Here is a 25,559-nt window from a genome sequence, read left to right on the forward strand (position 1 = left end):
CGCTGTCCCGGCGCGGCATGACACAATCGCCACCCGCAGGAGGGAATCACCCACAGGCACTCTAACAAGACTTTGCCGTCCTCGCATGGTCTTGTGCCCGAAGGCGCGCTAAGCGGTGTGCAAAACCTTCCGTCAGCAAGGGCAAATGGCATGGAACTGTTCGATCTCGGCGGCCAGGTGGCCATCATCACGGGCTCGTCGCGGGGCATCGGCAAGGCGATTGCCGAGCGCATGGCCGAGCACGGCGCAAAGGTGGTGATCTCGTCGCGCAAGGCCGGACCCTGCGATGAGGTGGCGGCCGGGATCAACGGGCGCTTCGGCGAGGGCCGCGCCATCGCCGTGCCCGCCAACATCGCCTCCAAGGAAGACCTGCAACGCCTTGTCGACGAGACCCTGTCGGCCTTCGGTCGCATCGATGCGCTGGTGTGCAACGCCGCCAGCAACCCTTACGCGGGGCCGATGGCGGGCATTTCGGACGAGCAGTTCGAGAAGATCCTGCACAACAACGTCATCTCGAACCACTGGCTGATCCAGATGGTCGCGCCGCACATGCTGGAGCGCGGCTCGGGCACTATCACGGTGATCTCCTCGATCGGCGGGATGCGCGGCAATGCCCAGATCGGCGCCTACAACATCTCAAAGGCCGCGGACATGCAGCTGGTGCGCAATCTGGCGGTGGAGTGGGGTGCGTCGGGCGTGCGGGTGAACTGCATCGCGCCGGGTCTCGTGCAGACCGACTTTGCCCGCTATCTGTGGGAGAACCCCGCCCTGCTGAAGATGGTCACCGAGCCCGCGCCGCTCAAGCGGATCGGCCAGCCCGACGAGATCGCGGGGGCTGCGGTCTATCTGGCTGCGCCCGCCTCATCCTACATGACCGGCCAGACCCTCGTGGTCGACGGCGGTCTGACCATCGCCTGGTGAGCGCGCCGCCATGACGCGCGACGAGGGCGAGAGAATCGCGAATCCACCGCGCGCCGCCGGTCCCATCGGCCAGGAAATCCAGTGGCGGATCGAGGCGGCGCTGTTCTCGGGCTACATCGCCCTGATGCGTGCCCTGCCGGTGGAGTGGGCCTCTCGCCTCGGCGGGGCGCTGCTGGGCTGGCTGGGGCCGCGCATCGGCACCGAGCGCACGGTGCAGAAGAACCTGCGGCTGGCCTTCCCCGCCATGGGCGAGACCGAGCGCCGCGCCCTCTCGCGCGCCCAGTGGGCACAGACGGGGCGCACCTTTGCCGAGGTCGCCATCATGGACCGCCTCACACCGGCCAGCGGGCGCGTCGAGATCGTCAATGCCGAGCGGCTGGAGGCCATTCGCACTTCGGGCACGCCGGTGGTGTTTGTCTCGGGGCATCTGGCCAACTGGGAGATCATGCCCATGGTGATCCTGGATGCGGGCATACCGTGCCAGATCACCTATCGACAGGCCAACAACCCTTATGTCGACGACATGATCCGCAAGAGCCGGGCGCGCTATGGCGTGCAGCTTTTCGCGCCCAAGGGCGGCGATGGCGCGCGCGAGCTGCTGGAGGGCATGAAGCGCGGCCAGTCGGTCGCCCTGATGAACGATCAGAAGTTCAGTCAGGGCCTGGAGGTGTCGTTCTTCGGTCATCCGGTTCATGCCGCGCCGGGGCCATCGCGCCTGGCGCACCGCTTCGGCACCGTGCTCCAGCCCATGTCGGTCGAGCGGGTGGGCGGGGCGCGCTTTCGCGTGGTGGTGCACGAGCCCATTGCGCTTGACCGCACGCTGGAGCGCGGCGAGGCCATCCATCGCGCGGTGCAGGACATCACCGATTTCGTCGAAGCGCGCGTTCGCGAGCGCCCCGAGGAGTGGTTCTGGAGCCACAAGCGCTTTTCGGATGCGGCCTACGCCACGCTCTCGGACTGATTGGCCTCGTCGGTGGACCTGCGCCACGGTCCCTTGTAGCCGAAGCCGGTGGTGCGCCTGCGGCAGGGGCCGAAGTAGTCGCCCGACTTCACGAACGGGCGCGGGTGGAAGATCACCGCCTGGATGCGGCTCAGGATCGCCTTGGCGGTGATGGGCTTTGCCACGAACTCGGTCACGCCCGCGTCGCGTGCCTCGGTCACGCGGGTGCGCTCGGAATGGCCGGTCATCATGATGATGGGCAGATAGGGATTGGCGCTGTCGGGCGAGTTGCGCACGAGGCGGGTGAACTCGACACCGTCCAGCGGGAACATGTTGAAATCGACGATGGCCAGGTCGATGGGCTGCTCGCGCAGGGCCTGCAAGGCCTCGGAGCCGTCATTGACCTCGCGGATGCGACGGATCCCGGCCGAGCCCAGGATCGTCGAGGTGATCGCGCGCATATGCTGATTGTCGTCAATCAGCAGGATCTGCAACGCCTGAAAGGCCGATGACATGAGAGGACCGGGTCCGGGAGCCGAAAATATCCGTCAGCTTTGAGCCGCGAATGGTTATCAGATCATGACTGGAGGCCTGCGGAAAATGCAGGTTTCTCAATCAATTCCGATGACACCGGGCGCACGCACCCCCACCAGCAGAGAGGGGTCGAGATTGCGGTCGCGCCACTTCAGGCGCCAGCACAGGTGCGGGCCGGTCGCACGGCCGGTAGCGCCCACGCGCCCGATGGGCTGGCCTGCGCTGACGACATCGCCGCGCGAAACCAGCAGGCGCGACTGGTGCAGGTAGGCCGAGATCAGCCCCTGACCGTGATCGATCAGGGTCAGGCCGCCTTCGAAATGCAGGTCGCGCTCGGCCAGGGTGACGAGGCCGGGGGCAGGAGCGCGGATCTCGGTGCCCGCAGGAGTTGCCAGGTCGATGCCATAGTGCGGGCGCGCGGGCGTGCCGTTGAGAATGCGCTGGGCACCAAAGCGCGACGAGACCCGATAGCTGGTCAGCGGCCACACGAACCCTTGGATGAAATGATCGAGGTCGGTGCGGCTGGCAAAGCCTTCGGCCTTGACCGCGGCCTCGCGCTGGATGCGCGCCAGCAGGGCCGGATCGGTGGGCGTGACGGTGGAGGGCGGCAGGCCATCTACCCGCTGAACGGCAAAGTCTCCACGGGCCACCTGGATGCTCTGGCGGGCCACGGTGCTGACGCCGTCACGCACCTCGATGGTCGTGCTGGCTGGCGCATCGCGGTCGAGGCCGACGATGAAGAAGCCGCGCGCCGAGGCCGTGGCCAGGGCCTCGCCGTCCACCATGATGGTCGCGCGCGGCCGCGTCCGCCCGATGATGGCGCCGCCCTGAACGCGCGGGCCCCACAGTTGCAGGGCTTCACTCTGGCGATGGGCGAGGGCGCGATGGGCGAGGGCGGAAGGGGCCAGCGCAAGCCCGCCTGCCGACAGCAAAAGGGCCCGCCGGTTCATGGCGATGACGGTCCCATGCGCGAGAGCGCTTCCTGAGGGCCGAGATAGGCTTCCTGCCGGTCTTTCGACCAGTAGCGCAGGGCGTTCAGGGCTATGGGCCTGCCGGTGACGGCGCACAGGACGTGGTGGCCGGGCTTGAGCACCACATATTCCCCGTCACCATAATGGAGCGAGGCAAGCTGGCCGGGGCCTGAGGCAGTATCTTTCATGGGGGCAGCTTAAGGGCGCGGCAGGCCCTTTTCCAAGGGGGCCGGAGCCTAGAACAGATCACCCTGGCGTGATGAGGGCGCTGCGGCGCGCGGTGCCTTGCGTGCGGCAGCGGGTTTGTCGGCGGCGGCCTTTTCGCCCTTCGTGCCCGAACCGATCAGGGCCTCGTGCTGACCATCGGCGAAGACGAGGCGCACCGCGTCCCCGTCCGACAGATCGCCCGCACCATGGACCAGGGCGCCATCGCTCCTGTGGACGCGCGCAAAGCCTCGCTGCAGCGGCGAGTCGGGGTTGAGGCTGAGCAGCAGGCGCGACAGGCGCGACAGGCGCTCGCTTTCGCGCGGCAGGGTGCGGGTCAGGCCCGAGGTAAGGCGCGCGTGCAACTCGTCCACACGCTCGCGGCGGGCAGCGAGGCTGCGCAGCAGTGCCGCCGAAGACAGTCGCGCGCCGGCCCCCGCCAGCGCCCGTTCGTGTACCGAGACATTGCGCTGCAAACTGGCACCGAGGCGCGATGTGGCCAGATCGAGCCGCTGGCCGGGCAGGGCGAGCAGGTCTTCGGGCCGGGACGGCAGGCCGCGAGCGGCGGCGCGGAGGCGGGTGCGGCGCTCCTCGATCATGCGCCCCGAGGCCAGCGTCAGGCGTCGGCCCTGCTCGTCGACGAAGGCGCGCAGCTCCGACAGCACGGGCGCGGCCATCTCGGCGGCTGCGGTGGGCGTGGGCGCGCGCCGGTCGGCCACCAGATCAATGAGGGTGGTGTCGGTCTCGTGGCCGATGGCCGAGATCACGGGCAGGTCGAGCGCCGCGACCGTGCGGGCCAGAGCCTCGTCGTTGAAGGGCCACAGATCCTCGACCGAACCGCCGCCGCGGGCAACGATCACGACATCGGGGCGGGGCACCGGCCCTTCGGCAGACAGGGCCGCAAAGCCCTTGAGGGCGCGGATCACCTGGCCGCTGGCCGCTTCGCCCTGCACCACCACCGGCCAGACCAGCACCCGGCAGGGCCAGCGCTCGGACAGGCGGTGCAGGATGTCGCGGATCACGGCGCCCGTGGGGCTGGTGATGACGCCGATGGTGCGCGGATAGGCGGGCAGGGGCCGCTTGCGCTCGGGCGCGAACAGGCCTTCGGCGCGCATCGTCTCCTTCAGGCGCTCAAGCTGGGCCAGCAGGGCGCCGACACCCGCAGGCTCCAGCGTGTCGATCACGATCTGATAGCTGGAGCGTGCCGGATAGCTGGTGATCTTGCCGGTGACGATCACCTCTAGCCCCGTCTCCGGGCGGGTGGGAAGGCGCGCGGCCACGCCCTTCCAGATCACCCCGTCGATGGCGGCGCGCTCGTCCTTCAAGGTCAGATAGACGTGCCCCGAGCTGTGGCGATTGACCTTGGAGACCTCGGCGCGCAGGCGCACGAAGCCGAAACGGTCCTCCAGGGTGCGCTTCAGGGCGAACGACAGCTCGGAAACCGACCAGGGCGCGTCATTGGCACCGCCATCGCGGTTGCCGGACATGGAGCCGGTTTCGGGTGCGCTATCGGGAGTGTCGGAAGGGGTGCCGCTCATGCCGGGCCGAGCATAGAAGCGTGCCCGCACCCTGACCAGCCCGATGGCGGAGCTTCGGGCGGCGCACAACTTGACCGGCGGCGCGATGCGGGCCATTGCGCGGCCATGAACATTCTGCTGGTCGGATCGGGCGGGCGCGAGCACGCTCTGGCATGGAAGATCGCCCGCTCGCCGCTGCTCGAGCGGCTGGTGATCGCGCCCGGCAATCCCGGCATGGCGCGCCTTGGCGAGCTGCGCGCAATCAAGCCGACCGATGTGGATGCGCTCACGGCCTGCGCGCGCGAGATCAGGGCCGATCTGGTGGTGGTCGGGCCGGAGGCGGCGCTGGATGCGGGTCTGGCCGACCGACTGGCCAGTGTGGGCATCGCCTGCTTCGGCCCATCGCGCAGGGCGGCCCGCCTCGAGACCAGCAAGGCCTTTGCCAAGGCGTTCATGGAGCGCCACGACATCCCCACCGCCGCCTACGGTGTCTATGACCGACTCAAGGATGCCAAGGCCGCCCTCGACGTGTTCAGGCCGCCCTATGTGCTCAAGGCCGATGGCCTGGCGGCGGGTAAGGGCGTGGTGATCTCCGCAGATCGGCGCGAGGCGCGCTCCGAGCTGGAGGACATCTTCGGCGGCCGCTTCGGCGCGGCGGGGGCGAGGGTCGTGATCGAGGAGTTCATGACCGGCGAGGAGGGCTCCCTGTTCGCCCTGTCGGACGGGCGCCACGCCATGCTGCTGGGCGGGGCCCAGGACCACAAGCGCGCCTTCGATGGCGATCTCGGCCCCAACACCGGCGGCATGGGTGCCTACAGCCCCGCGCCCGTGTTCGACGCCGACACGGTGGAGGCGGCCCGCACGCGCATCGTCGAGCCGACCATTGCGGCCATGAACGCCGAGGGCTGTCCCTATCGCGGGGTGCTCTATGCGGGCCTGATGGTCGGCGAGGAGGGGCCGAGGGTGGTCGAGTTCAACGCCCGCTTCGGCGACCCGGAGTGCCAGGTGCTGATGATGCGCATGGAATCGGACCTGGTGCCCTATCTGCTGGCGTGCGCGCGCGGTGGTCTGGAGCGCCTGCCCGAGCCCGTGTTCTCGCCGCAGGCCGGGATCGTGGTGGTGCTGGCGGCCAAGGGCTATCCCGACAGCCCCCTGGAAGGCTCGATCATCCGTGGTGCCGAGCAGGACTTCGGCGAGGGTGTGCAGGTCTTTCACGCGGGCACGCGGCGCAGGCCCGACGGCACCCTGATCGCGGCGGGCGGGCGCGTGCTGAATGTCTGCGCCGTGGGCGATTCCCTGGCCGAGGCCCGCGCGCGCGCCTATCGCGCCGTGCGCGCCATCGACTGGCCGGGCGGCTTTCATCGCTCGGACATCGGCTGGCGGGCCCTGGCCCGCGACGAGGGCAGCGACAGCGCCTGAGGCCACGCTCAGGGGCATCTGTGGCAATCTGGCCGCACGGTCCGGTGCGTGAGCGCTTGCCGACACAACGGTCCCGCCTGTCCGGTTTTCGCGATCACGCGCCATTACAGCGCGTTAACAATCTCATTTGAGTCCCGAATTGCGCCGTTCTCTCGCCGCATTGGACGGTAACCGTGGATGTCATCATTCTCCCGCCGGGTGAAAAGCGCGCTCTCGCACTTGACGCTCTGGTATGGGTTCGCCAAAGGAGCTTGACCGCGTCCTTTGCGACTGCGGCTAAGGGTATTGCCTGTGGCTTGCCACCGGTGTTCTCTTGCCACCTCTTGCCAACGGCCAGACCAGTCACGACTGGCGCAACCGGAAGCATCCGACGCGTTTCGGCGATGGCGCCTCTGGGCCGGAGTCGGGCGTACTTTTACAAGCTTAGGGTCAGGCGCCGTGCGCCCTCCCATGGTCCCAACGTGTCAGACCAAACAGGAACTGGCGAAAAGATGCTCGAAATGAAAAAGACGAACCTCCTCCTCGCCCTGGCCGGCGTTGCCGTGCTCGTGGCAGGCTCTCCGGCTCTCGCGCAGGACGCGGCGCCGGCTCCCGCCGAGGCCCCCGTGGCCGAAGCCCCCGCGACCACCGAAGCTCCGGCTCCGGCTCCGGCTGAAGAAGCGGCCGAAGAGGGCGCTGGCCATCACGGCGAACTGACCGTTGCGCGCATGTTCCTCGACTCCGACGCCGTCGTGCAGTCGGTGATGATCGGTCTGGTCCTGGCCTCGATCATCTCGTGGACCCTGCTGGTCATCAAGCTGTTCGAGTTCGCCTCGCTGAACCGTGGCACGGACCGCTTCCTCGAAGCCTTCCGCGGCACCCGCACCATCGCTGACATGCGCCGTGTGGCCATCTCGGACGAGTTCGACGGCAATCCGCTCGCGGACATGGCGGCTGCGGCCACCGAAGAAGTCGAGCTGTCGCGCCAGGCAGGCCTCGCCGTCACCGGCGAGCACCGCGAGACCACCATCAACCGCGCCCAGATCGCCGTGGCTGCCGTGCAGTCGGGTCTGGCCAAGCGCCTCTCGGGCGGTCAGCAGTTCCTGGCCTCGCTGGGTTCGGGCGGTCCGTTCATCGGTCTGTTCGGTACGGTGTACGGCATCATGAACTCGTTCATCGGCATCGCGAACACCAACACCACCAACCTCGCGGTCGTGGCCCCCGGTATCGCCGAGGCGCTGCTGGCCACGGGTCTCGGCCTGTTCGCCGCCATTCCGTCGGTGATGTTCTACAACTACTTCCAGACCCGCATCGCGGCGTATGGCGTGCGTTCGGACGGCTTCAACGCCGAACTCATGAACGCCATCTCGCGTCAGCTCGACAAGGGGGCCTAAGCCTTGGGAGCCAAACTTGCCGGTTCCGGCGGTGGTGGCAAGTACGCCATCCAGCAGAACAGCGAGATCAACGTCACCCCGTTCGTGGACGTGATGCTCGTGCTGCTGATCATCTTCATGGTGGCGGCTCCGCTCGCCACCGTGTCGGTGAAGGTGGACCTGCCTCCGGCCGTCGCACCGCCCGCGCCGAACCCGCCGACGCCGATCTACATTTCCATCCAGAACAACGGGAATGTGTTCATCGGTGACAACCTGGTCCCCATCTACTCGATGGGTGACGAGCTCCGTCGCCTGATCGGTCGCCGTAATCCCGACGATGAACGTGTCTTCATCCGCTCTGACAGAACGACCCGCTACGGGGACTTCATGCAGGTGATGAATACGCTGCAGGACAATGGTTTCTACAGCGTGGCACTCGTCGGTGAGGACACCAACACCTTCTAAGGGTCACGGTCCAAAAGTATGACTGAAGAACATCATCGCGACCCTATTCTCGATCCGCCTCGCCGCCGGAAGAAAGGTCTTTCGACCGGCGTCATGGTCGGCATCGGGATGTCCGTGGTCGTCCACGCGTTGGGAGCGTACTACCTCTACAAGGCCAAGTTCGAGCTCAAGGAAATCACCTACTCGGACGAGTCCATCGAAGTAGAGCTGTTCACGCCTCCGCCGCCTCCGCCGCCGCCTCCTCCTCCTCCGCCGCCGCCGCCGGACCAGCCGCCGCCGCCGAAACTGCAGGTTCGTGAACCTCAGATCGCGTCGGATGTGCCTCCGCCGCCGATCCAGCTGCCGATCGAGGCGACGAAGAAGGAAGACCGCGTCGAGTATGAAGGTCCTCCGGTGATCGTCCCCGGACCGCCGCCGCCGCCGGCTCCGCCTGCGCCGCCGCGTCCGAGCGTCATCACCAACCCGGACTGGGTCAGCCGCCCCTCGGGTGCCGACCTGGCGCGCTTCTACCCGACGCGTGCTGCCGAGCAGGGGATCGCGGGCTCCGCGACCATCCGCTGCACGGTGCGGGCCAACGGCTCGCTGGCCAACTGCTCGGTGCTCTCCGAGAGCCCGCCCAACGCCGGCTTCGGCCGTGCCACGGTGCAGCTGGCCTCGCGCTTCCGGATGCGTCCGCGGACCGTAGATGGTCAGGCGGTTGAAGGCGCCCAGGTGGACATTCCGATCCGCTGGCAGCTCGCCGACTGATCCGGGGCTTTCGGCTCCATACGACAACACCCCGAGGGTTCGCCCCCGGGGTGTTTTCTTTTGTGCCGCATGGTTTTGCCAGCCTGCCGCAGCGGCCTGGGCAGCGCACCCAGACTAACCGCGTGAAGGGCTCTCCAGCCGGGCACGAAGGGCGCTCTTCATGGCATTGACCCAGCCGGTGAAGGTTTCGGTGCGGGCGGCCAGCTGTGACACATCTTGCCCGCGCAGGGGCTCGCCCCCCTCGAACACGATGCGCATGGCGGCAGACTGGCGCGCGCCGGCGATGAGCGCGCCATAGCGCCCGCCCAGCCGCGCCACCGCAGCGCCATCGCCTGACAGAACATAGCCTATGCCCGCGCGAAGCAGGCGCGCTTCCTCATCGGCGTTCAAAGATTCGCTCTGGCGCCAGCGCTCGGCGAGGCGGGCCTCATAGATGCGCGCGGCGTCGGCCCAGGCCTGCTGGCGCCACAGCACTTCGGCGCGCACGTCCTGGGCCTCGGCGCTGGTGTCCGTGCCCAGCACCTCCAGCGCGTGCTCATAGCGGCTGAGATCCATGAGCGCGCGCGCCTCAATGGCACGCCTGCGGCTGTTGAGGGCGGCGGGCAGCAGGGTCGTGCGGCTGGACCATAGCGCCTGAAGGGCCTGCTCGGGCTCGCGGTTCATCACATAGACGGTGGCCAGATCGGTGGCGACCTGGGCACGGGCCACGCCCTCCAAACGGTTGTCGACCTGATGCTGGAGCAGCTCGCTGGCCGCATCGAGCAGGTCCACGTCGATCAGGCGGCGCGCCAGCCTGCGCACCATGTCGTCGCCCTCGGCGCCCACGGGGGTCAGCTCGCGAAAGTCGTAGAACAGCGCCAGCGCCTGCACGGGCTGCAAGCCATCGGCACCGCCCTCCAGAAACAGGGCGCGAAACGCGGTGGCCAGATCCTGTTGCAGCCCGACCGCCTCGGGCAGGTTGGGCAGGCGCGCCCCGGCACTGCGCAGCGCATCGAGCGCCTCGCGGTATCGGCCTTGCGCCAGATAGATGCCGCCCAGGGTGCGGATCACGGCAAGCTCCGTGGCATCGCCCCGCCAGCGCCAGCGCAGTGGCTCCAGATGCTGCACGGCCTGATCGGGTGTGAGCGTGCCGCGCGCAAGCTCGAGGCGTACCACGTTCATGCGCGCGGGCGTGGCGAGGGCGTCGAGAGGGGCACGGCCAACGGCGCGATAGACGGCCAGCGCGCGATCAGGCTCACTCGAAAGCTCGAACAGGCGCGCCTGCACCAGACGCGCGCGAAGCTGTTCGGCAGGGGCGATGTCCTGGCTGAACACATAGGCCAGCAAGGTGCGCGCGGCATTGAGGTCGCCGGTCTCGATGGCCGCCTCGGCATGGGCGGTGCCAAAGCGCGCACGCCAGATGGGCGGAAAGTCGTCGAGGGTGCGTGCGCCTGCCACGAAGCCCTGGCGGGCGGCGGTCCAGTCGCGCTGATGGGCCGCGATATAGCCGCGCCAGACCGAGGCGGACGGATCGCCGGACAGGGCCGAGGCGGCAAAGTCGCTCTGGGCCTCGCCAAAGCGTCCGATCATGGCGCGTGCCGCACCGCGAAGGCCGCGAATCTCGGCCTCGCCGCCGAGTCCGGGCTGGGACTGCATCAGGGCGTTGAGAACACCGATGGCCTCGAAGCCGAGCTGCGAACCGACCAGAAAGCGCGCCAGCGCCAGCCGCGCCTCTACAGGTGCGCGCGGATTGCTCGCGGCCATGTCCGCCTCGCGCGCGGCGGCGTCCTGAAGCTGGCGATAGCGGGCAAGAAAGCTGCCGTGGCCCGTGTCGGCCCAGCTCTCGAGGATCAGGGCCGGCAGGCGCGCGCGCGCGGGCAGCTCGTCAAGCCCGCTGGCCTGCGACAGGGCATCGACAGGCGAGGACAGCGCGAGCCCGCCGGGGCGGCTGACGCGCACCAGATCGCCTGCGGCGACAATGCTGAGGTCATCGCGCCGCGCCTCGAGCGCAAGGCCGTGGGCCGAGGGCAGCAGTGTCAGATCGACAAGCTGGCGGCGTGCGCCCAGTCCCTTGACCGGCCCGACGGCAGGCACGGCGGCGAAGCGGTCGCCGATCAGCGGATCGGTCAGCCACAGGGTGCGGCTGGCCCCGGCCATCTGGGCGACAAGGGCCGTGGGACCATTCAGGTCGTCGCGGGCCAAGGAGACGCCGGTGGCACCCTCGCGCGGGCCGCCAATACGCACGCTCCAGCCCTGGCCGTCCTGACGGGCCGAGACGGCGAGGGTCTCGGGCGCGCTGATGCGAACTGCGACATAGCCCTCGCCGCCAGCCCAGCGGATGTCACTGGCCGGGCCGGTGGGCTGATCGGCGCTGACGCGTGGGCCGAGGTCCAGGCGCGCAGGCGTGTCGAACACGATCCAGACGGCGGGGCCCCGGCGGAACACGGCAGCGGGCGTCGGTGTGGTGAAGTCAAAACCGAGATCAAGCCGGTCGTCGGTGGCCTCGATGCGGACCGGAACGCGGGTCTGGGCCTCGGGCGGCGGCGCGCTGTGGTGCAGATTGACATAGGCGACGCCATCGGCGCGGCCCAGCCTCACGCCCGCACCCTCGGCCAGCGTCAGGACGATCTCGTGGCCGCCAGCAACGGGTGTGCGCGTCACACCGGCGAGGGCGGCGGGGCGATCGACTCTGAGGCGCGAGATGTCGGGCGGCTGGGTGCCGGGCACGCGCACCACCACCTGATTGCCCGTGCGGCGCAGGGCTACGCGGCCCTGACGCTCGGAAATCTCGATGCGCACGAAGCCATCGGCCGTGCCCACGCTGATCAGCGATGGGGGCGGTGCAGGCGTGCTCTCGGCCAGCACCGGCGCCAGCGGCGACAGCACCACGCTCCCGGCAGCCGTGAGGGCCACCGATGTCCTGAGCAGACGGCGTGGAGAGGGGCGTGCGCGCATCAGGCGCACTCTCGCGCGCGCGCCTTACGTCGCGGTTAACGCGAGGGTAACGGCGGAGCCGAAAGCGGGCGGCGGGCACCGCACGGGCGGCAAAGGTGCTGGCGGATGTCACAACAGTTTGGACTCCGTCCCGTGCAATTACAGCGCCGTATGCGGAGTGGCGTCACCCTGCTTGGACCGCCGGTGCCACAGTAGTTTGGACCAACATCTCAATTCGTCAGAAATGCTGGGACTGTTTCGCGCCGCCCCATCCGGGTGGTAGCAGGAGGGCTCAAGCGGCCAATGGCGGCGTGTCGCCCAATGCCTCGGCCACTCCCACCTCTTTCAACCATGCGGCCCACGCAGACAGAAACGAGCGGAAGTCATCCTTGTGGACCCGAAGGACATTTAGCCCAACCACGTTATGGCCTCTCGTCACCGCTCCTGCGAAAGCCAGCATTTCGGCAGCCCCCTCTGATGCCCGGCCGACAGCGTCGAGGTATGCTACACCGCCGTGAGCCAAGGCGTTTCGTAAGTCCTGCAAGATTCGCCAAGTCGGCGCGCGCTCGGCCGCTTCTCTGGCAGCCTCGGTGCCTAATTGGTCCAAGAGATCTTCAGGCCACTGCTGGCCGACATTGAAGGGGCCAACCCTCTCAGCATACGTCCAGCGCCTGGAGCCGAATGGGGCGCCTCCGAATGCATGATCTTCGCCGAGCACCGACTTCACGCCTCGTGCTAGCGCTTCGTCGATCCCTCGATCATCCGCTACACCGGGGTCATTAAACGCAACCCGCTTGAATATCCGCTCGACTGGCAGGACGACCATCGGCGTGGCGAGGGCCAATAGGAGCGTAGTTTTCAGGGGCCCTCCGAACTTGGCGTCCGCTCTCAGCCCGCCTTCGACAATAGGAAGCAACTCTTCGATCAGCGCCTCACACCTTTGAGGCACATCCCTACTGTAGTGTTGTGGAATACCCATGATGTTCTCTCATTGTGGAAACCACTCTGGCACTCAGGAAGCATACGCGAAAGAAGGTTGGACTGAGAGTTCGCGCTAGACGGCAGCGCTTTAGGCGCTGGCGACCCCGGCAGGACTCGAACCTGCGACCTCCGCTTTAGGAAAGCGCTGCTCTATCCGGCTGAGCTACGGGGCCTGATGCCGCTCACCGATAGCGGCAAGACCGGCCCTTGCCTAGGCTTGTTGCGGTTCCGGGCCGTCTTGCGGTTAAAGCGCGTTAAGATACAATATCTTGTATGGAACAAAGCCTGAATCGGGCCTTGTCAGTGATTCGGTCCTGATTCGTTTCGCGCCTGTTCCGCTGTGTACGGGTGGCCCGTTAACCCTGGCGCGCACGCCGCTGTTGAGGACATCCCGGCGGTGCGCAGGTTTCGCTTGAGTGCAGGCGGGGGCGTGCCCACCTTGAGGCCATGAGCGATCGCGGCACGGGCCGTCATCCCGCACGGATCACCGCCGTGCTCGGCCCCACCAATACCGGCAAGACCCATCTGGCGCTCGAGCGCATGATGGCCCACGCCAGCGGCATGATCGGCCTGCCGCTGCGCCTGCTGGCGCGCGAGGTCTTCGAGCGGGTGCGCGCGCGCATGGGCTCGGGCTCGGTCGCGCTCATCACCGGCGAGGAAAAGATCGTGCCTGCGCGCGCGACCTATTTCGTCTGCACGGTCGAGGCCATGCCCTTGCAGCGCCAGGTCGAGTTCATGGCCATCGACGAGGTGCAGCTGGCCAGCGATCCGGCGCGCGGCCATGTGTTCACCGACCGTCTGCTGCGCGCGCGCGGCACAGCCGAGACCATGCTGCTGGGCGCGGGCACCATGGCGCCCCTGATCCGCACCCTGATCCCGGAGGCCGAGATCGTGGGCCGGGACCGCCTGTCCATGCTGTCCTATGCAGGACCGGCCAAGCTGACACGCCTGCCGCGCCGCACGGCCATCGTCGCGTTTTCAGGCGAGCAGGTCTATGCCATTGCCGAGCTGATCCGCCGACAGAAGGGCGGAGCCGCCGTGGTCATGGGCAGCCTCAGCCCGCGCACGCGCAACGCCCAGGTGGCCATGTTCCAGTCCGGCGAGGTGGATTATCTGGTGGCGACCGACGCCATCGGCATGGGCCTGAACATGGACGTGGATCATGTGGCGTTTGCGGGCCTGCGCAAGTTCGACGGGCGGCGAACGCGCTGGCTGGCACCGCAGGAGGTGGCCCAGGTTGCAGGCCGGGCCGGGCGGCACATGCGCGATGGCACCTTCGGCACCACGGGTGAGTGCCCGCCCATGGACGAGGACATGATCGAGGCTGTGGTCGAGCACCGTTTCGATCCCGTGCCGATGCTCGAATGGCGCAATGCCAGCCTTGATTTCGACAGTGTGGCGGCCCTGCTGCGCTCTCTGGGACAGGCGCCCGCGCGCGAGGGGCTGAGGCTGACGGCCGAGGCGCTGGACGAGCAGGTGCTGCGCAGGCTGTCGGGCGACGAGGAGGCAGCGCGCCGGGCGCGCTCGCGCGGCGGGGTCATGCGCCTGTGGGACGTGTGCCAGATGCCCGACTTCCAGAAGGTGTCCATGGACGACCATGTCGATCTGGTGCGCGCCATCTTCATGACGCTGACGGGCGCAGGTGGGCGGCTCGATGACGACTTCATGCAGGCGCGCCTCGGCGGGGCCGATCGGCTGGACGGCGAGGTCGATCAGCTCTCGGCCCGGCTGGCGCGGGTGCGCACCTTGTCCTACATCGCCCAGCGACCGGACTGGGTGCGCGATGTGCGCGAATGGCGCGAGCGCATGGCCGAGCTGGAGACGCGCCTTTCCGACCGGCTGCACGAGCGACTGACCGCGCGCTTCGTCGACCGGCGTACCAGCGTGCTGATGGCGGCGCTCAATGTGCCCGACGAGGTTCTGGCCGAGCTGTCGGGTGATGGGGCGGTCAAGGTGGCGGGCGAGAGTATCGGCGCGCTGCACGGGGTGCAGTTCTCGCTCGAAGCGGGGCAGAGCCAGGTGGAAAACCGTGCCCTGCGCGCGGCGGCCCATCGCGCCATCGCACCGGAAGTGGCGCGGCGGCTGGGCGAGCTGGCGGCCAGCAAGGACGAGGCCTTCAGCCTCACCCCGGACGGACAGGTGCTGTGGCGCGGGGCGGCGGCGGCGAGCATTCTGCCCGGATCGCCCTTTTCGCCTCGCGCGCGGCTGCTGGCGCATCTGGGCGGCGCAGCCCTGATCGAGCGGGCGGGCCGGCGGGTTGATGCATGGCTGATGACCCGCTCGCGCGCGCTTCTGGCACCGCTTCACGGCCTGCGCGCGGCCATGGAGGACGGGCGGCTGCGAGGCCTGGCGCGCGGCATAGCCTGGCGGCTGATCGAGGCGGGCGGGGTGATCGCGCGGCGCGAGGTGGCCGATCAGGTCAGCCAGCTCAGCGTGCACGAGCGCCGCACCTTGAGGCGGCTGGGCGTGAGCATCGGTGCCGAATGCCTGTATCTTCCCGCCCTGAAGGGGGCCGAGGCGCGCACGCTCATGGGCCTGCTGGCCGGGCCGCAAGCCATTGCGCTGGCTCGGACGGGGGACGGCCCCCGTCGCCATGATGGCGCGCCGCTGAGTGACATGGCCCTGTCGGCCGCGGCGTGCGTTCGGGTCCACGACTGGATCGTGCCGCTTGACGGGCTGGAGCGGCTGGCCGATCTGATCCGCGAGCACCGCCACCGGCCCGTCGAACCCGCTGAAGGCGATGGCGCTCAAGAGCCCGGCAGCAGGCAGGCCGGGCACCGCCAGCTTCGCCCCCGCGCAGAGGTGATCGCCATGATCGCCCCTGTCGCCAGCAGCGAGCTGGGCTGGAGCGAGGGGGATGTGCGCGCCATCGCGCAGGCCATGATGCAGCCGCGAAAGCCGGGCAGGGGTGGTCCTGCGCGAAGCCCGGCGAACTCGCCCTTTGCCGCGCTCTCGGAGCTGAAGCCCCCGGCAAGGCCTGCTGCCTCGCGCCGCAAGCCCCGCGGAAAGCGCGCGCCTCGCAAGGCCCGTGGCGGTGCCTCGGGTGAGTGAGGACTGCCGCATCGACGTGTGGCTGTGGCATGCGCGCCGCTTTCGCACACGCACCCTGGCGGCGGATTTCGTCGAGGCGGGCCGGGTGCGGCTGGTGCGTCCGGGCCAGGGCGCGGTGCGCCTCGACAAGCCTTCGCGCAAGGTGCGTGTCGGCGACCGGCTGATCTATGTGCAGGGCGGGCGGGTGATCGAGGTCGAGATCCTCGGGCTTGCCACGAGGCGTGGCTCTGCGCCCGAGGCCGCCAGCCTGTTCCGGCAGGTCGACGGCGAGGCCACCGCGCAGTTGACAGAAAGCCCGGCGGGGGCCATGTCCCCGGCTCCCGATCCACCAAACCACAGCCCTGAACGAGCCCGCCGCACGCCATGACTTATATCGTCACCGATGCCTGTGTGAGGTGCAAGTTCATGGACTGCGTGGAGGTGTGTCCGGTGGACTGCTTCTACGAGGGCGAGAACTTCCTGGTGATCCACCCGGACGAGTGCATCGACTGCGGGGTCTGTGAGCCCGAATGCCCGGTCGATGCCATCAAGCCGGACACCGAGGACGAGCCGGACGGCAAGTGGCTCCAGATCAATGCCACCTATGCCAAGGTGTGGCCCAACATCACCACCAAGGGCGAGCCGCCCGCCGATGCGGCCCAGTTCGAGCGCGAGAGCGGAAAGTTCGAAAAGTACTTTTCCGACAAACCGGGGCGCGGTTCCTGAGCGCGCGGCAGCGTGCTTTGAATTGTAGAGTTTTTGTGATATAACAGTCGCCTTGGTCGGGCGGTGTGCATCCTGTGCGTGCCGCCCGAATTCGTGAAAATCCGCACCAAAGCGGCATCGATCCGAGGTTGGGTGTTTCGTTTCCGGCTCTAGTTTCAGGTATTTTCATGCGCCGCGCCGCAGGGCGTGCGCGCACGCGATAATCTTGTCACCGGACGTCGGCGCGCAGAGCGCCCAGGCCCGCGATTTCGAGGCCAGCCGCGTTGGTCAGTGCGAGAGAAGGATGGCTATGTCGAACAAGCAAACGGGCCTGGCATTCAAGGTTGGCGACAGCGTGGTCTATCCTGCCCATGGCGTCGGCAAGGTGGCCGCCATCGAGACGCAGGAAGTGGCCGGAATGTCGCTCGAGGTCTATGTGGTCACCTTCGACCATGAGAAGATGACCCTGCGCGTGCCGACCAAGCGCGCCTCCACGGCCGGTCTGCGCCCTCTGGCTGCCGAGGACGTGGTGGGCAAGGCCCTGACCACGCTCAAGGGCCGCGCGCGTGTCAAGCGCACCATGTGGTCGCGTCGCGCCCAGGAGTATGAGGCAAAGATCAACTCCGGCGACCTGGTTTCCATCGCCGAGGTGGTGCGTGACCTGCACCGCGCCGACAGCCAGCCCGAGCAGTCCTACTCCGAGCGCCAGCTCTATGAATCGGCTCTGGACCGCATGGCCCGCGAAGTGGCGGCCATCGAGCGTATCGACCGCGACGCCGCCGTCGAGATTCTTACCCGGTCGCTGCTCAAGAAGGCGGCCTGACCGCGCATCGCGCGTCAGCTGAAATGCAAGAGGGGCCTTCGCGGGCCCCTCTTTTTCTTTGCGGTGTCAACTGCGGTGGCGCGGCTCAGAAATACTCTGCATTGGCCGGGCAGGTGGCCGAGAGCCTGCGCGCATTGATCGAGCCCGGCACGCGCGGCGTCCAGACGCCGCCGACGCGGGTGCTGACCGAGCCGCGGAAGTTGAAGCTCTCGGGCGTGTAGGGGCCTTCGAGGCGCACGCGAAGCTGGCGCTGGCTGCGGCCGGTGCTGACACAGGTGCCCTCGAACAGGGCCTGACCGTTACCCACCTGGCGCGTCGGATAGGTGCAGTTGTAGCGCCTCGTGCTGAGCCCGCCGAAGAAGCGGTTGATCTCGCTGGGGCGCACGCAGCGCCGCTCCGTCTCGTTCTGGCCGAGCGCGCGCGTGGTGTATTCCCAGTAGCCCGGCAGGATGGTGTCCGAACTGCGGTTCTGGGCCTGGGGCTGGCCTGCGCTGATGGCGACGAGGGCAGCGCCGGCAAGCAGCGGCGCGCCCAGCATCGCGGCACGGTGAAGCGCCTTGCGGTGGTCAAAGGTGCGGGCCTTGGCCTTGGTCATGATGACATCCCGATGGTGAGCCGTCTGCGACGGGCGAGTGAGGTGTTTTCCTTGGGCGGACGCAGACTTGCAAGGGCAATCCAGCGCGCCGCCATGGCCCTTGTGTGGCAGGGGGCGCTTGAACGCATGCTGAACGAGATGGGCGCAGAGCCGTTCCCCGCACACTGCGCGCATGACCCCTAGACGGCCCGCACTCTGCATGAGGGGCGAGAGGGAGCGGGCGCGCGCAAGGGGGCAGGGCAAAGGGCGATCGGGCCTTGACGCGCATGGGCTTTCCGCCCTATAGAGCCGCCTCCCGCGCGGGGGGCTTTCCCGTGCGAACCCTTTTTGCCTCGCAGCTTTTTTGCCTGGCGCCCTGAAACAGGCCCGCCCGCCGGTCCCGTATCAGTCGCCCGACGATCAGGAAACCAAGTCATGTCGCGCCGTTGCGAACTTACCGGGATCGGCCCGATGGTCGGCCACAGTGTCAGCCACTCGAACATCAAGACCAAGCGCCGCTTCCTGCCGTCGCTGAAGGCCGTGGGCCTGCAGTCCGAAGCCCTCGGTCAGTCGTTCCGCCTGCGCATCTCCAACGCGGCGCTGCGCACCCTCGACTACAAGGGCGGCCTCGACGCCTATCTGCTCAAGGCCCGCGACGAGAAGCTCTCGCTGCGCGCCCAGCGCATCAAGCGCCAGATCAAGGCCAAGCTGGCCGACTGACCGCCCGGCGGCCCTGCGCCGGGAGGCCTTGCGCCGCTGACGTGATACGAAAAAGGACGGGCCGGTCTTCACCGCCCGTCCTTTTTGCTTATGCGATTTGCGGGGGCTGAGCCGATACTCAGGCCGGTTCGAGGTTGCGGTCCTCGGCAGCAGCGCGCATGGCCTTCTGCAGCTTTTCAAAGGCGCGCACCTCGATCTGGCGCACGCGCTCGCGGCTGACGCCATAGTGGCCGGCCAGCTCTTCCAGAGTGACGGGATCATCCTTCAGGCGGCGCTCGGTCAGGATGTGACGCTCGCGGTCGGTCAGCTCGTGCATGGCCTCTTGCAGAAGGCTCATGCGGATGTCGCGCTCTTCGGATTCGGCCAGCGCGGTTTCCTGGCTGACCTGACTGTCGTCGGCGAGCCAGTCCTGCCATTCGCTTTCAGAGTCCGAGCGCAGGGGCGAGTTGAGCGAGGCGTCGCCCGAAAGGCGCCGGTTCATCGCCACCACGTCGTCCTCGCTGACGCCCAGGCGCGTGGCGATGGCCTCGACATGCTCGGGGCGCAGGTCGCCGTCCTCCAGCGCGCTGATCTCGGACTTGGCCTTGCGCAGGTTGAAGAACAGCTTCTTCTGGGCGGCGGTGGTGCCCATCTTCACAAGTGACCACGAGCGCAGGATGTATTCCTGGATGGAGGCGCGAATCCACCACATGGCGTAGGTGGCCAGGCGGAAGCCCCGATCAGGGTCGAATTTCTTCACGGCCTGCATCAGGCCGACGTTGCCTTCCGAAATCACTTCACCGATGGGCAGGCCATAGCCGCGATAGCCCATGGCGATCTTGGCCACGAGACGCAGATGGCTGGTCACCAGCTTGTGCGCGCTTTCGGTGTCCTGATGCTCGGTCCAGCGCTTGGCGAGCATATATTCCTCGTCCTTGCTGAGCATCGGGAACTTGCGGATTTCGGACAGATAGCGCGACAGCCCCTGTTCAGGCGACATGACGGCCAGGCTCTTGATTGTCATGGTCTTTGGACCCCTTGTCCTTCTCGATGATGAGCGGGTCTTTCGCGGCCCGGCCAGATCATCTGCACCAGGCCTCACACCCCTCAACCAGACACATAGATATTGGTTTCGCGCCCCGTCAGGGGGCAGGTCTCCAAATCGGGCGCAATCGAGACTTTTTTGCATCAATCCCGGTTACGGCCACACCCTAGCAGCCAGTGCGTTCTCTTTCAAGACGGACTGGCGCGGGCGTCGCAAACGCCGTTTAGGCTGGACTTTTGCGGCTTCATTCTCTTGAAACGTGGTGAAACATTTCCCCTGAAGCTGTGATGGTTCATCGCGCATGACGCAGACGCCCCCGGACTCGGCCCCGAATTCGCCCAGGAACTCGGCCCCTGCCTCCGGCCCCCAGCCGGGCGGACCGGCCCGGCGCAATGCCTTCACGCGCTTTCTCGACGGGGTGGAGTGGCTGGGCAATCTGCTGCCGCACCCGGTGACGCTGTTCGCCATTCTGGCGGTCGGCATGATCTTTCTTTCCGCCCTGTTCGCCTGGCTGGGGGTGGCGGTCGAAGACCCGCGCCCCGTGGGCGCCGCCGGGCGCGACGCCGATGGCGTGATCGAGGCCGTGAGCCTGCTGACCGGCGATGGCATCAGGCGCATCTTCACCGGACTGACCGGCAACTTCACCAGCTTCGCCCCGCTGGGTGTGGTGCTGGTCGCCATGCTGGGCGTGGGCGTGGCCGAGCGCTCGGGCCTGCTGTCGGCAGGCGTGCGCGCCATCGTGCTGTCGGCGCCGCGTCATGTGGTGACCTTTGCCATCGTCTTTGCGGGCGTGGTGTCCAACACGGCGTCCGAGATCGGCTATGTTGTGCTGATCCCGCTGGCTGGGGCGGTCTTCTATTCGCTGGGCCGACATCCGCTGGCGGGCATGGCCGCGGCGTTCGCGGGCGTGTCGGGCGGCTATTCGGCCAACCTTCTGATCGGCACCATCGATCCGCTGCTGGCAGGCATTACCGAGGAGGCCGCGCGCCTGATCGACCCGAGCTATACGGTCGATCCCACCGCCAGCTATTTCTTCATGGCGGCCAGCACATTTCTGATCACCATCGTCGGCTCGCTGATCACCATCTATATCGTCGAGCCCAAGCTCGGCCCCTACGACAGCAGCCGCGCTGACCCGGCCGTGCTGGACGACAACAGCATGAAGCCGCTGGAGCCCATCGAGCGCAAGGGCCTGCGCATGGCAGGTCTGGCGATGCTGGGCGTCTTTGCCCTGATGGCCCTGACCATCCTGCCCGAGTGGGGCATCCTTCGTGACCCGGAGACGGGCGATCAGATCCGCTCGCCGTTCTTCACCGGCTTCGTCACCTGGATCCTGCTGTTCTTCGTGGTGCTGGGCATCGCCTACGGGCGCACCGTGGGTACCATGAGGAACGACCGCGACGTGATCGATTCCATGGCCTCGGCCATTTCGACGCTGGGCCTCTACATCGTGCTGGTGTTCTTTGCGGCCCAGTTCGTTGCCTTCTTCAACTGGTCCAACATCGGCGCGATCACGGCAATCGCGGGGGCGCAGTTCCTTCAGGACACGGGCATGACGGGCCCGGCGCTGTTCATCCTGTTCATCCTGATGTGCTGCTTCGTGAACCTGATGCTGGGTTCGGCCTCGGCCCAGTGGGCGGTGACCGCGCCGATCTTCGTGCCCATGCTGATGCTGATCGGCTATTCGCCCGAGGTGATCCAGACCGCCTACCGGATCGGTGATTCCACCACCAACATCATCACGCCGATGATGAGCTATTTCGGTCTGATCCTGGCGTGGGCGACGCGCTACGACAAGAATCTGGGCATCGGCACCATGATCGCGATGATGCTGCCCTACACGATGTTCTTCATAGTGCTCTGGACGGCGTTCTTCTTCCTGTGGGTGTTCGGGCTGGGCCTGCCGGTCGGGCCGGGCACGCCGACCTTCTACACGCCCGGCGGCTAGACCAGCTCCAGCGCCTCGGCGAGGGCCTGCATGTCGTCCGGCATGGGCACGGTGAAGCGTAGCCTTTTGCCGGTGATCGGGTGAACGAAGCCCAGATGCTCGGCGTGCAGGGCCTGGCGCGTCAGGCCTGCCTCGCTGATCGCCTCGCGCACGCGCAGTGCCGGGCTACCCGAGCCATAGACCGGATCGCCCAGGCAGGGCGCGCCCAGGGCGGCCATGTGCACGCGAATCTGGTGTGTGCGCCCGGTGTGCAGGGTGCAGCGAACCCGCGCGGCCAGCGGCTTTTCCTCCGGCCCGCAAATGGCGAGGGTCTCATAGTCGGTGATGGCGGGCCGTCCGCCGCTCCTGACCACGGCCATCTTCTTGCGGTCGTGATGGGCGCGCGCGATCAGGGTCTCGATGCGCCCGGCAAAGGCGCGCGGCGCCCCCCGCGTCAGGGCCACATAGCGGCGCGAGATGTCGTGCCGCGAAAACAGGGCCGTGAGTCCTGCGTGGGCGGCATCGCTCTTGGCGGCGACCATCACGCCGGAGGTGTCCTTGTCGAGACGGTGCACGATCCCTGGCCGCAGCACCCCGCCTATGCCCGACAGCGAGCCGCGACAGTGATGCAGCAGCGCATTGACCAGGGTGCCTGACGCCGTGCCGGGCGCAGGATGGGCGGCCATGCCCGCGGGCTTGTTGATGACGATCAGGTCGCCGTCCTCGAACAGCACATCGAGCGCGATGGCCTCGGCCTGCGGCTCGGCGGGCTCGGGCGCGGGGATCACCAGCACATAGTCGCCCGGCTGGGCCTTGGTGCTGCCGCCCGTGATCACCTGACCGTTCAGTGTCAGCGCGCCCGCCGCGATCAGGGCCTGAACCCGCGCGCGCGACAGCTGGGGCACAGCCTCGGCCACCGCCTTGTCCAGCCTTTGCGAAGCGGCCTCGGGCGGCAGGGTGAAGGGAGTGGAAACGCCCTCTGCAATCGGATCAAAAGTCACGAAATCGTCAATAAAATCCGATGTTTCGTCGCCTGTCACGCTTCATGTCTCCGTCACGCTGGCGTCGTGGGAACGACACGACCCGGACTTATCGGTGATCTCATGGAGCCCGCATCCAGCGGGCAGGGGGACTATACATGGCTCGCTCGCACGCGCTCATCCAATCTGGCAGATCGACACTCATGGCCACGGCGGCCCTGGCGCTCGTCATCGCCCTTCCCGTCATCGCCATGCCCGCTGCCGCCTCGGCACAGGACGGCCCGACGACCGTCGATGAGCTGCTCATCACCTTGCAGAAGCGCGAGCAGTCCATCGTGGACGTGCCAGCCGTCGTGACGGCCTATTCGGGCGAGTTCCTCGACGAGCTTGGCATTCAGGACTTTGCCGAGCTTTCGGCCTTCGTGCCGGGCTTTCTGGTGCAGGATCAGTCGCCGAACAATCCCGGCTTCGTGATGCGCGGCATCACTTCCGATTCCGGTCAGGCCTTTGTCGAGCCGCGCGTGTCGGTGTTTCAGGACGGCGTGTCCATCTCCAAGTCGCGCGGCTCCTATGTCGAGCTGTTCGATCTGGAGCGCATCGAGGTGGCGCGCGGGCCCCAGTCGACCCTGTTCGGTCGTGGCGCCCTGATCGGGGCGGCCAACATCATCCAGGCCAAGCCCAACCTGTTCGTGGCCGAGGGCCGCGCCAGCGTGGGGGCGGGCGACTACGGCAGCTTCCTGCTGGAGAGCATGGCCAATCTGCCGATCACCGAAAACATCGCCCTTCGCGCCGCCTTCCGCGTGCGCGAGCGTGACGGCTACATCGAGAGCCTGCTGCCGGGCGAGCGCGACTTCAACAGCATCAATACCGCCGCCGCGCGCATCTCGCTGCGGATCGCGCCCAGCGACCGGGCCAATCTGGACCTGATCTTCAACTATCAGACCGACCGTCCCACCGGCACCTCGTTCAAGTCGATGAACTATCTGCCGACCAATCCCGCCACGGGCGCGGTTCTGGGCGATACCATGCCCTGGACGGCTGCGGCGCTCTCGGCGGGTGCGGGCTTCGTCGATGGCGGACGTCTTGGTCTTGACCGCACGGTGCAGGGCGTCAGCGCCCTGTTCGACTACAACATCAGCAATGCCCTGACCCTGTCGTCCATCACCGCCGTGCGCCGCTTCCGCTCGCTCGAGATCGTCGATGGCGACGGCCTGTCGCTGCCGATCCTGACCTTCTCGGAAGATGCCTTCGGCGACCAGTTCAGCCAGGAGCTGCGCATCAACTTCGACAATGGCGGGCGTGTGCGCTGGTTCGCGGGCGTGGGCTATTTCGAGGAAGACGGCTATCAGCGCACTCCGGCGCAGTTCGACGAGCGCATGGCTCTGGCCCAGATCACCGGCCAGCTGCACGGCGGCGCGGCGGGCACGGGCCTGCCGGCCAATCATCCGGCCCCCGCGGCGCTGTTCGCCAATACGGCCTTCACCGGTGCCCTGCTGCAAGGGCTGGTCTTTGCCAGCTCCAACGGCAATGTCCTGCTGACGGCCCCTCAGGCTCAGGCCATCGCCGCCAACCTGCGAGCCAACCATGCCGAGACGGCCACCAATGCCTCGGACCTGCGCGCCATCGACATCTTTGCCGATGTCAGTTTCGACCTGACCGACCGGCTGGAGCTGGGCCTTGGCCTTCGCTACACCCGCGACGAGCGCACCACGGCCTTTTCCTCCAGCCTGATCGGTGCCCAGCGCAGCGTGCTGGGCGGCGTGATCGGCGCCTCGGGACTGGCGGCGGACGGCTCGGCGGCCGGGATCGCCCAGGCCAACGCCATTCTCGGGGCTCTGGCAGTGCCCAATGCGGCCTTCATTCCCCAGTCGATGATGTACCCGATCCCGCAGTTCGGGCTGACCTTCCAGCCGACCGCCGGTGGTGCTGCCTTCTCGCAGGACAGCAGCGACGAGGGCTTCACCTGGCGCCTGACCGCCCGCTATGCGCTCAGCCCCGATGCCAGCGTGTTCGCAACCTACGCCCGCGGGCGCAGGCCCGAGGTGCTGTCGGTGGGGTCGCCGTCCGCGCCCGGCGGCCTGCCGCGCTTCGGCATCGTCGAGGCCGAGACCGTGGACAGCATCGAGGTCGGCTACAAGGCGGTGCGCCTGATGGGCGGCGTGCTGCGCTTTGACGCCTCGGCCTTCTATTACGACTACAGCAACTTCCAGACGACGGTGCAGCAGGGCACCTTGTTCGTGACCACCAATGCGGGCGAGGCGACGGCCTATGGTTTCGAGACTCAGGCGTTCCTGGCGGCGGCACCGGGCCTCGACCTGTTTGCGACCTACGGCTTCAACCGTGCGCGCTTTGGCTCGGGCCTGTTTGAGGGCAACCGCTTCCGCCTCTCGCCCGATCATTCGGCCTCCATCGGGGCCAACTGGCGCGTGAATCTGGGCGGCGGCGAGCTGAGCATCCGTCCGACCTACACCTGGCAGTCGCGCATCTTCTTCGACGACAACAACGACCGCCCCGACCTGCAACAGCCGCCGCTGGCGCTGGTGGCGGACAATATCCAGGACGAGGTGCAGGACGGCTTTGGCCTGCTCAACCTGCGCCTCGGCTTCCGCCCGGCCAATGGCAACTGGATGCTGGAGGTTTACGGCGAGAACCTCACCGACGAGACCTATCTGAAGGATGCGGGCAATACCGGCGATGCCCTGGGCCTGCCGACCTTCATCGCCGGGGCCCCGCGTATGCTGGGCGCACAGATCACCGTGCGCTACTAAGCGCACTGGTAAGCGCACTGGTAAGCGCACTGGCCGAGCCACCG

Annotated in this window: 22 protein-coding genes and 1 tRNA gene; 13 read left to right on the forward strand and 10 right to left on the reverse strand. The window is 67.6% G+C overall.

The window, feature by feature from the left end; genetic code table 11:
• Window positions 1-150: 150 nt before the first annotated feature.
• Together ACK4E3_RS09820 and ACK4E3_RS09825 are read left to right on the forward strand one after the other, a co-directional pair.
• Window positions 151-921 carry an SDR family NAD(P)-dependent oxidoreductase gene (locus tag ACK4E3_RS09820; protein WP_409699870.1) on the forward strand — a complete coding sequence of 257 codons (771 nt, stop codon included), beginning with the start codon at window positions 151-153 and terminating at the stop codon, window positions 919-921.
• Between the two features lie 10 nt (window positions 922-931).
• On the forward strand, window positions 932-1,882 hold the full coding sequence (locus ACK4E3_RS09825; RefSeq protein ID WP_409699873.1) for a lysophospholipid acyltransferase family protein: 951 nt from the start codon (window positions 932-934) through the stop codon (window positions 1,880-1,882).
• On the opposite strand, the gene ACK4E3_RS09830 is transcribed toward ACK4E3_RS09825, so the two are convergent.
• From ACK4E3_RS09830 to xseA, 4 genes are all read right to left on the reverse strand, one after another.
• Window positions 1,861-2,376 carry a response regulator gene (locus ACK4E3_RS09830; RefSeq protein WP_409699876.1) on the reverse strand — a complete coding sequence of 172 codons (516 nt, stop codon included), beginning with the start codon at window positions 2,374-2,376 and terminating at the stop codon, window positions 1,861-1,863. The genes ACK4E3_RS09825 and ACK4E3_RS09830 overlap by 22 nt on opposite strands.
• Before the next feature lie 96 nt (window positions 2,377-2,472).
• On the reverse strand, window positions 2,473-3,345 hold the full coding sequence (locus tag ACK4E3_RS09835) for a M23 family metallopeptidase (protein ID WP_409699879.1): 873 nt from the start codon (window positions 3,343-3,345) through the stop codon (window positions 2,473-2,475).
• Window positions 3,342-3,554 carry a DUF2093 domain-containing protein gene (locus ACK4E3_RS09840; protein WP_409699882.1) on the reverse strand — a complete coding sequence of 71 codons (213 nt, stop codon included), beginning with the start codon at window positions 3,552-3,554 and terminating at the stop codon, window positions 3,342-3,344. Before ACK4E3_RS09840 ends, ACK4E3_RS09835 begins: the two co-directional genes overlap by 4 nt.
• A gap of 48 nt (window positions 3,555-3,602) precedes the next feature.
• Window positions 3,603-5,057: an exodeoxyribonuclease VII large subunit gene (xseA, locus tag ACK4E3_RS09845; protein ID WP_409701235.1), complete on the reverse strand. Its 1,455-nt coding sequence runs from the start codon at window positions 5,055-5,057 to the stop codon at window positions 3,603-3,605.
• Window positions 5,058-5,213: 156 nt separating this feature from the next.
• On the opposite strand from xseA, the gene purD reads away from it, so the two are divergent.
• From purD to ACK4E3_RS09865, 4 genes are all read left to right on the forward strand, one after another.
• Window positions 5,214-6,506, forward strand: a complete 1,293-nt coding sequence (gene purD, locus ACK4E3_RS09850) for a phosphoribosylamine--glycine ligase (RefSeq protein WP_409699885.1) — start codon at window positions 5,214-5,216, stop codon at window positions 6,504-6,506.
• A 491-nt stretch (window positions 6,507-6,997) separates the two neighbouring features.
• Window positions 6,998-7,879 (forward strand): MotA/TolQ/ExbB proton channel family protein, encoded by an 882-nt coding sequence (locus tag ACK4E3_RS09855; RefSeq protein ID WP_409699888.1) that lies wholly within the window; start codon window positions 6,998-7,000, stop codon window positions 7,877-7,879.
• A 3-nt stretch (window positions 7,880-7,882) separates the two neighbouring features.
• On the forward strand, window positions 7,883-8,323 hold the full coding sequence (locus ACK4E3_RS09860) for a biopolymer transporter ExbD (protein WP_409699891.1): 441 nt from the start codon (window positions 7,883-7,885) through the stop codon (window positions 8,321-8,323).
• 18 nt (window positions 8,324-8,341) lie between these two features.
• On the forward strand, window positions 8,342-9,070 hold the full coding sequence (locus ACK4E3_RS09865; protein WP_409699894.1) for an energy transducer TonB: 729 nt from the start codon (window positions 8,342-8,344) through the stop codon (window positions 9,068-9,070).
• A gap of 114 nt (window positions 9,071-9,184) precedes the next feature.
• Here the strand turns inward: ACK4E3_RS09865 and ACK4E3_RS09870 are convergent, their stop codons facing one another.
• The 3 genes from ACK4E3_RS09870 to ACK4E3_RS09880 all read right to left on the reverse strand — a co-directional run bounded on the left by ACK4E3_RS09870 (window position 9,185) and on the right by ACK4E3_RS09880 (window position 13,137).
• Window positions 9,185-12,004 carry a hypothetical protein gene (locus ACK4E3_RS09870; RefSeq protein ID WP_409699897.1) on the reverse strand — a complete coding sequence of 940 codons (2,820 nt, stop codon included), beginning with the start codon at window positions 12,002-12,004 and terminating at the stop codon, window positions 9,185-9,187.
• Window positions 12,005-12,275: 271 nt separating this feature from the next.
• Complete coding sequence (locus ACK4E3_RS09875) at window positions 12,276-12,962, reverse strand: hypothetical protein (protein ID WP_409699899.1); 687 nt, start codon at window positions 12,960-12,962, stop codon at window positions 12,276-12,278.
• 98 nt (window positions 12,963-13,060) lie between these two features.
• A tRNA-Arg gene (locus ACK4E3_RS09880) sits at window positions 13,061-13,137 on the reverse strand.
• Window positions 13,138-13,411: 274 nt separating this feature from the next.
• On the opposite strand from ACK4E3_RS09880, the gene ACK4E3_RS09885 reads away from it, so the two are divergent.
• The 4 genes from ACK4E3_RS09885 (at window position 13,412) to ACK4E3_RS09900 (ending at window position 17,522) form a co-directional block, all read left to right on the forward strand.
• Window positions 13,412-16,015, forward strand: a complete 2,604-nt coding sequence (locus tag ACK4E3_RS09885) for a helicase-related protein (protein ID WP_409699902.1) — start codon at window positions 13,412-13,414, stop codon at window positions 16,013-16,015.
• On the forward strand, window positions 16,008-16,382 hold the full coding sequence (locus ACK4E3_RS09890; RefSeq protein ID WP_409699905.1) for an RNA-binding S4 domain-containing protein: 375 nt from the start codon (window positions 16,008-16,010) through the stop codon (window positions 16,380-16,382). The genes ACK4E3_RS09885 and ACK4E3_RS09890 overlap by 8 nt, the downstream gene beginning before the upstream one ends.
• Window positions 16,379-16,720, forward strand: a complete 342-nt coding sequence (fdxA, locus tag ACK4E3_RS09895) for a ferredoxin FdxA (protein WP_409699908.1) — start codon at window positions 16,379-16,381, stop codon at window positions 16,718-16,720. The genes ACK4E3_RS09890 and fdxA overlap by 4 nt, the downstream gene beginning before the upstream one ends.
• Before the next feature lie 289 nt (window positions 16,721-17,009).
• Window positions 17,010-17,522 (forward strand): CarD family transcriptional regulator, encoded by a 513-nt coding sequence (locus ACK4E3_RS09900; protein ID WP_409699911.1) that lies wholly within the window; start codon window positions 17,010-17,012, stop codon window positions 17,520-17,522.
• An 85-nt stretch (window positions 17,523-17,607) separates the two neighbouring features.
• On the opposite strand, the gene ACK4E3_RS09905 is transcribed toward ACK4E3_RS09900, so the two are convergent.
• On the reverse strand, window positions 17,608-18,117 hold the full coding sequence (locus ACK4E3_RS09905; RefSeq protein ID WP_409699914.1) for a DUF3617 domain-containing protein: 510 nt from the start codon (window positions 18,115-18,117) through the stop codon (window positions 17,608-17,610).
• 414 nt (window positions 18,118-18,531) lie between these two features.
• Here ACK4E3_RS09905 and rpmB point away from each other — a divergent pair, with 414 nt between their 5' ends.
• Window positions 18,532-18,816, forward strand: a complete 285-nt coding sequence (gene rpmB, locus ACK4E3_RS09910) for a 50S ribosomal protein L28 (RefSeq protein ID WP_409699917.1) — start codon at window positions 18,532-18,534, stop codon at window positions 18,814-18,816.
• A gap of 118 nt (window positions 18,817-18,934) precedes the next feature.
• On the opposite strand, the gene rpoH is transcribed toward rpmB, so the two are convergent.
• Complete coding sequence (gene rpoH, locus ACK4E3_RS09915; protein WP_409699920.1) at window positions 18,935-19,819, reverse strand: RNA polymerase sigma factor RpoH; 885 nt, start codon at window positions 19,817-19,819, stop codon at window positions 18,935-18,937.
• A gap of 322 nt (window positions 19,820-20,141) precedes the next feature.
• On the opposite strand from rpoH, the gene ACK4E3_RS09920 reads away from it, so the two are divergent.
• Window positions 20,142-21,788 (forward strand): AbgT family transporter, encoded by a 1,647-nt coding sequence (locus ACK4E3_RS09920; protein WP_409699923.1) that lies wholly within the window; start codon window positions 20,142-20,144, stop codon window positions 21,786-21,788.
• Here the strand turns inward: ACK4E3_RS09920 and ACK4E3_RS09925 are convergent.
• The gene (locus ACK4E3_RS09925; protein ID WP_409699926.1) at window positions 21,785-22,807 is read right to left on the reverse strand and encodes an RluA family pseudouridine synthase; all 1,023 of its coding nucleotides are present in this window, start codon (window positions 22,805-22,807) and stop codon (window positions 21,785-21,787) included. The genes ACK4E3_RS09920 and ACK4E3_RS09925 overlap by 4 nt on opposite strands.
• Before the next feature lie 143 nt (window positions 22,808-22,950).
• On the opposite strand from ACK4E3_RS09925, the gene ACK4E3_RS09930 reads away from it, so the two are divergent.
• Window positions 22,951-25,515, forward strand: coding sequence for a TonB-dependent receptor (locus ACK4E3_RS09930; protein WP_409699929.1), 2,565 nt, complete (start codon window positions 22,951-22,953; stop codon window positions 25,513-25,515).
• Window positions 25,516-25,559: the final 44 nt, after the last annotated feature.

The sequence above is a fragment of the Brevundimonas sp. genome (assembly GCF_046299595.1).
GTDB lineage: Bacteria > Pseudomonadota > Alphaproteobacteria > Caulobacterales > Caulobacteraceae > Brevundimonas.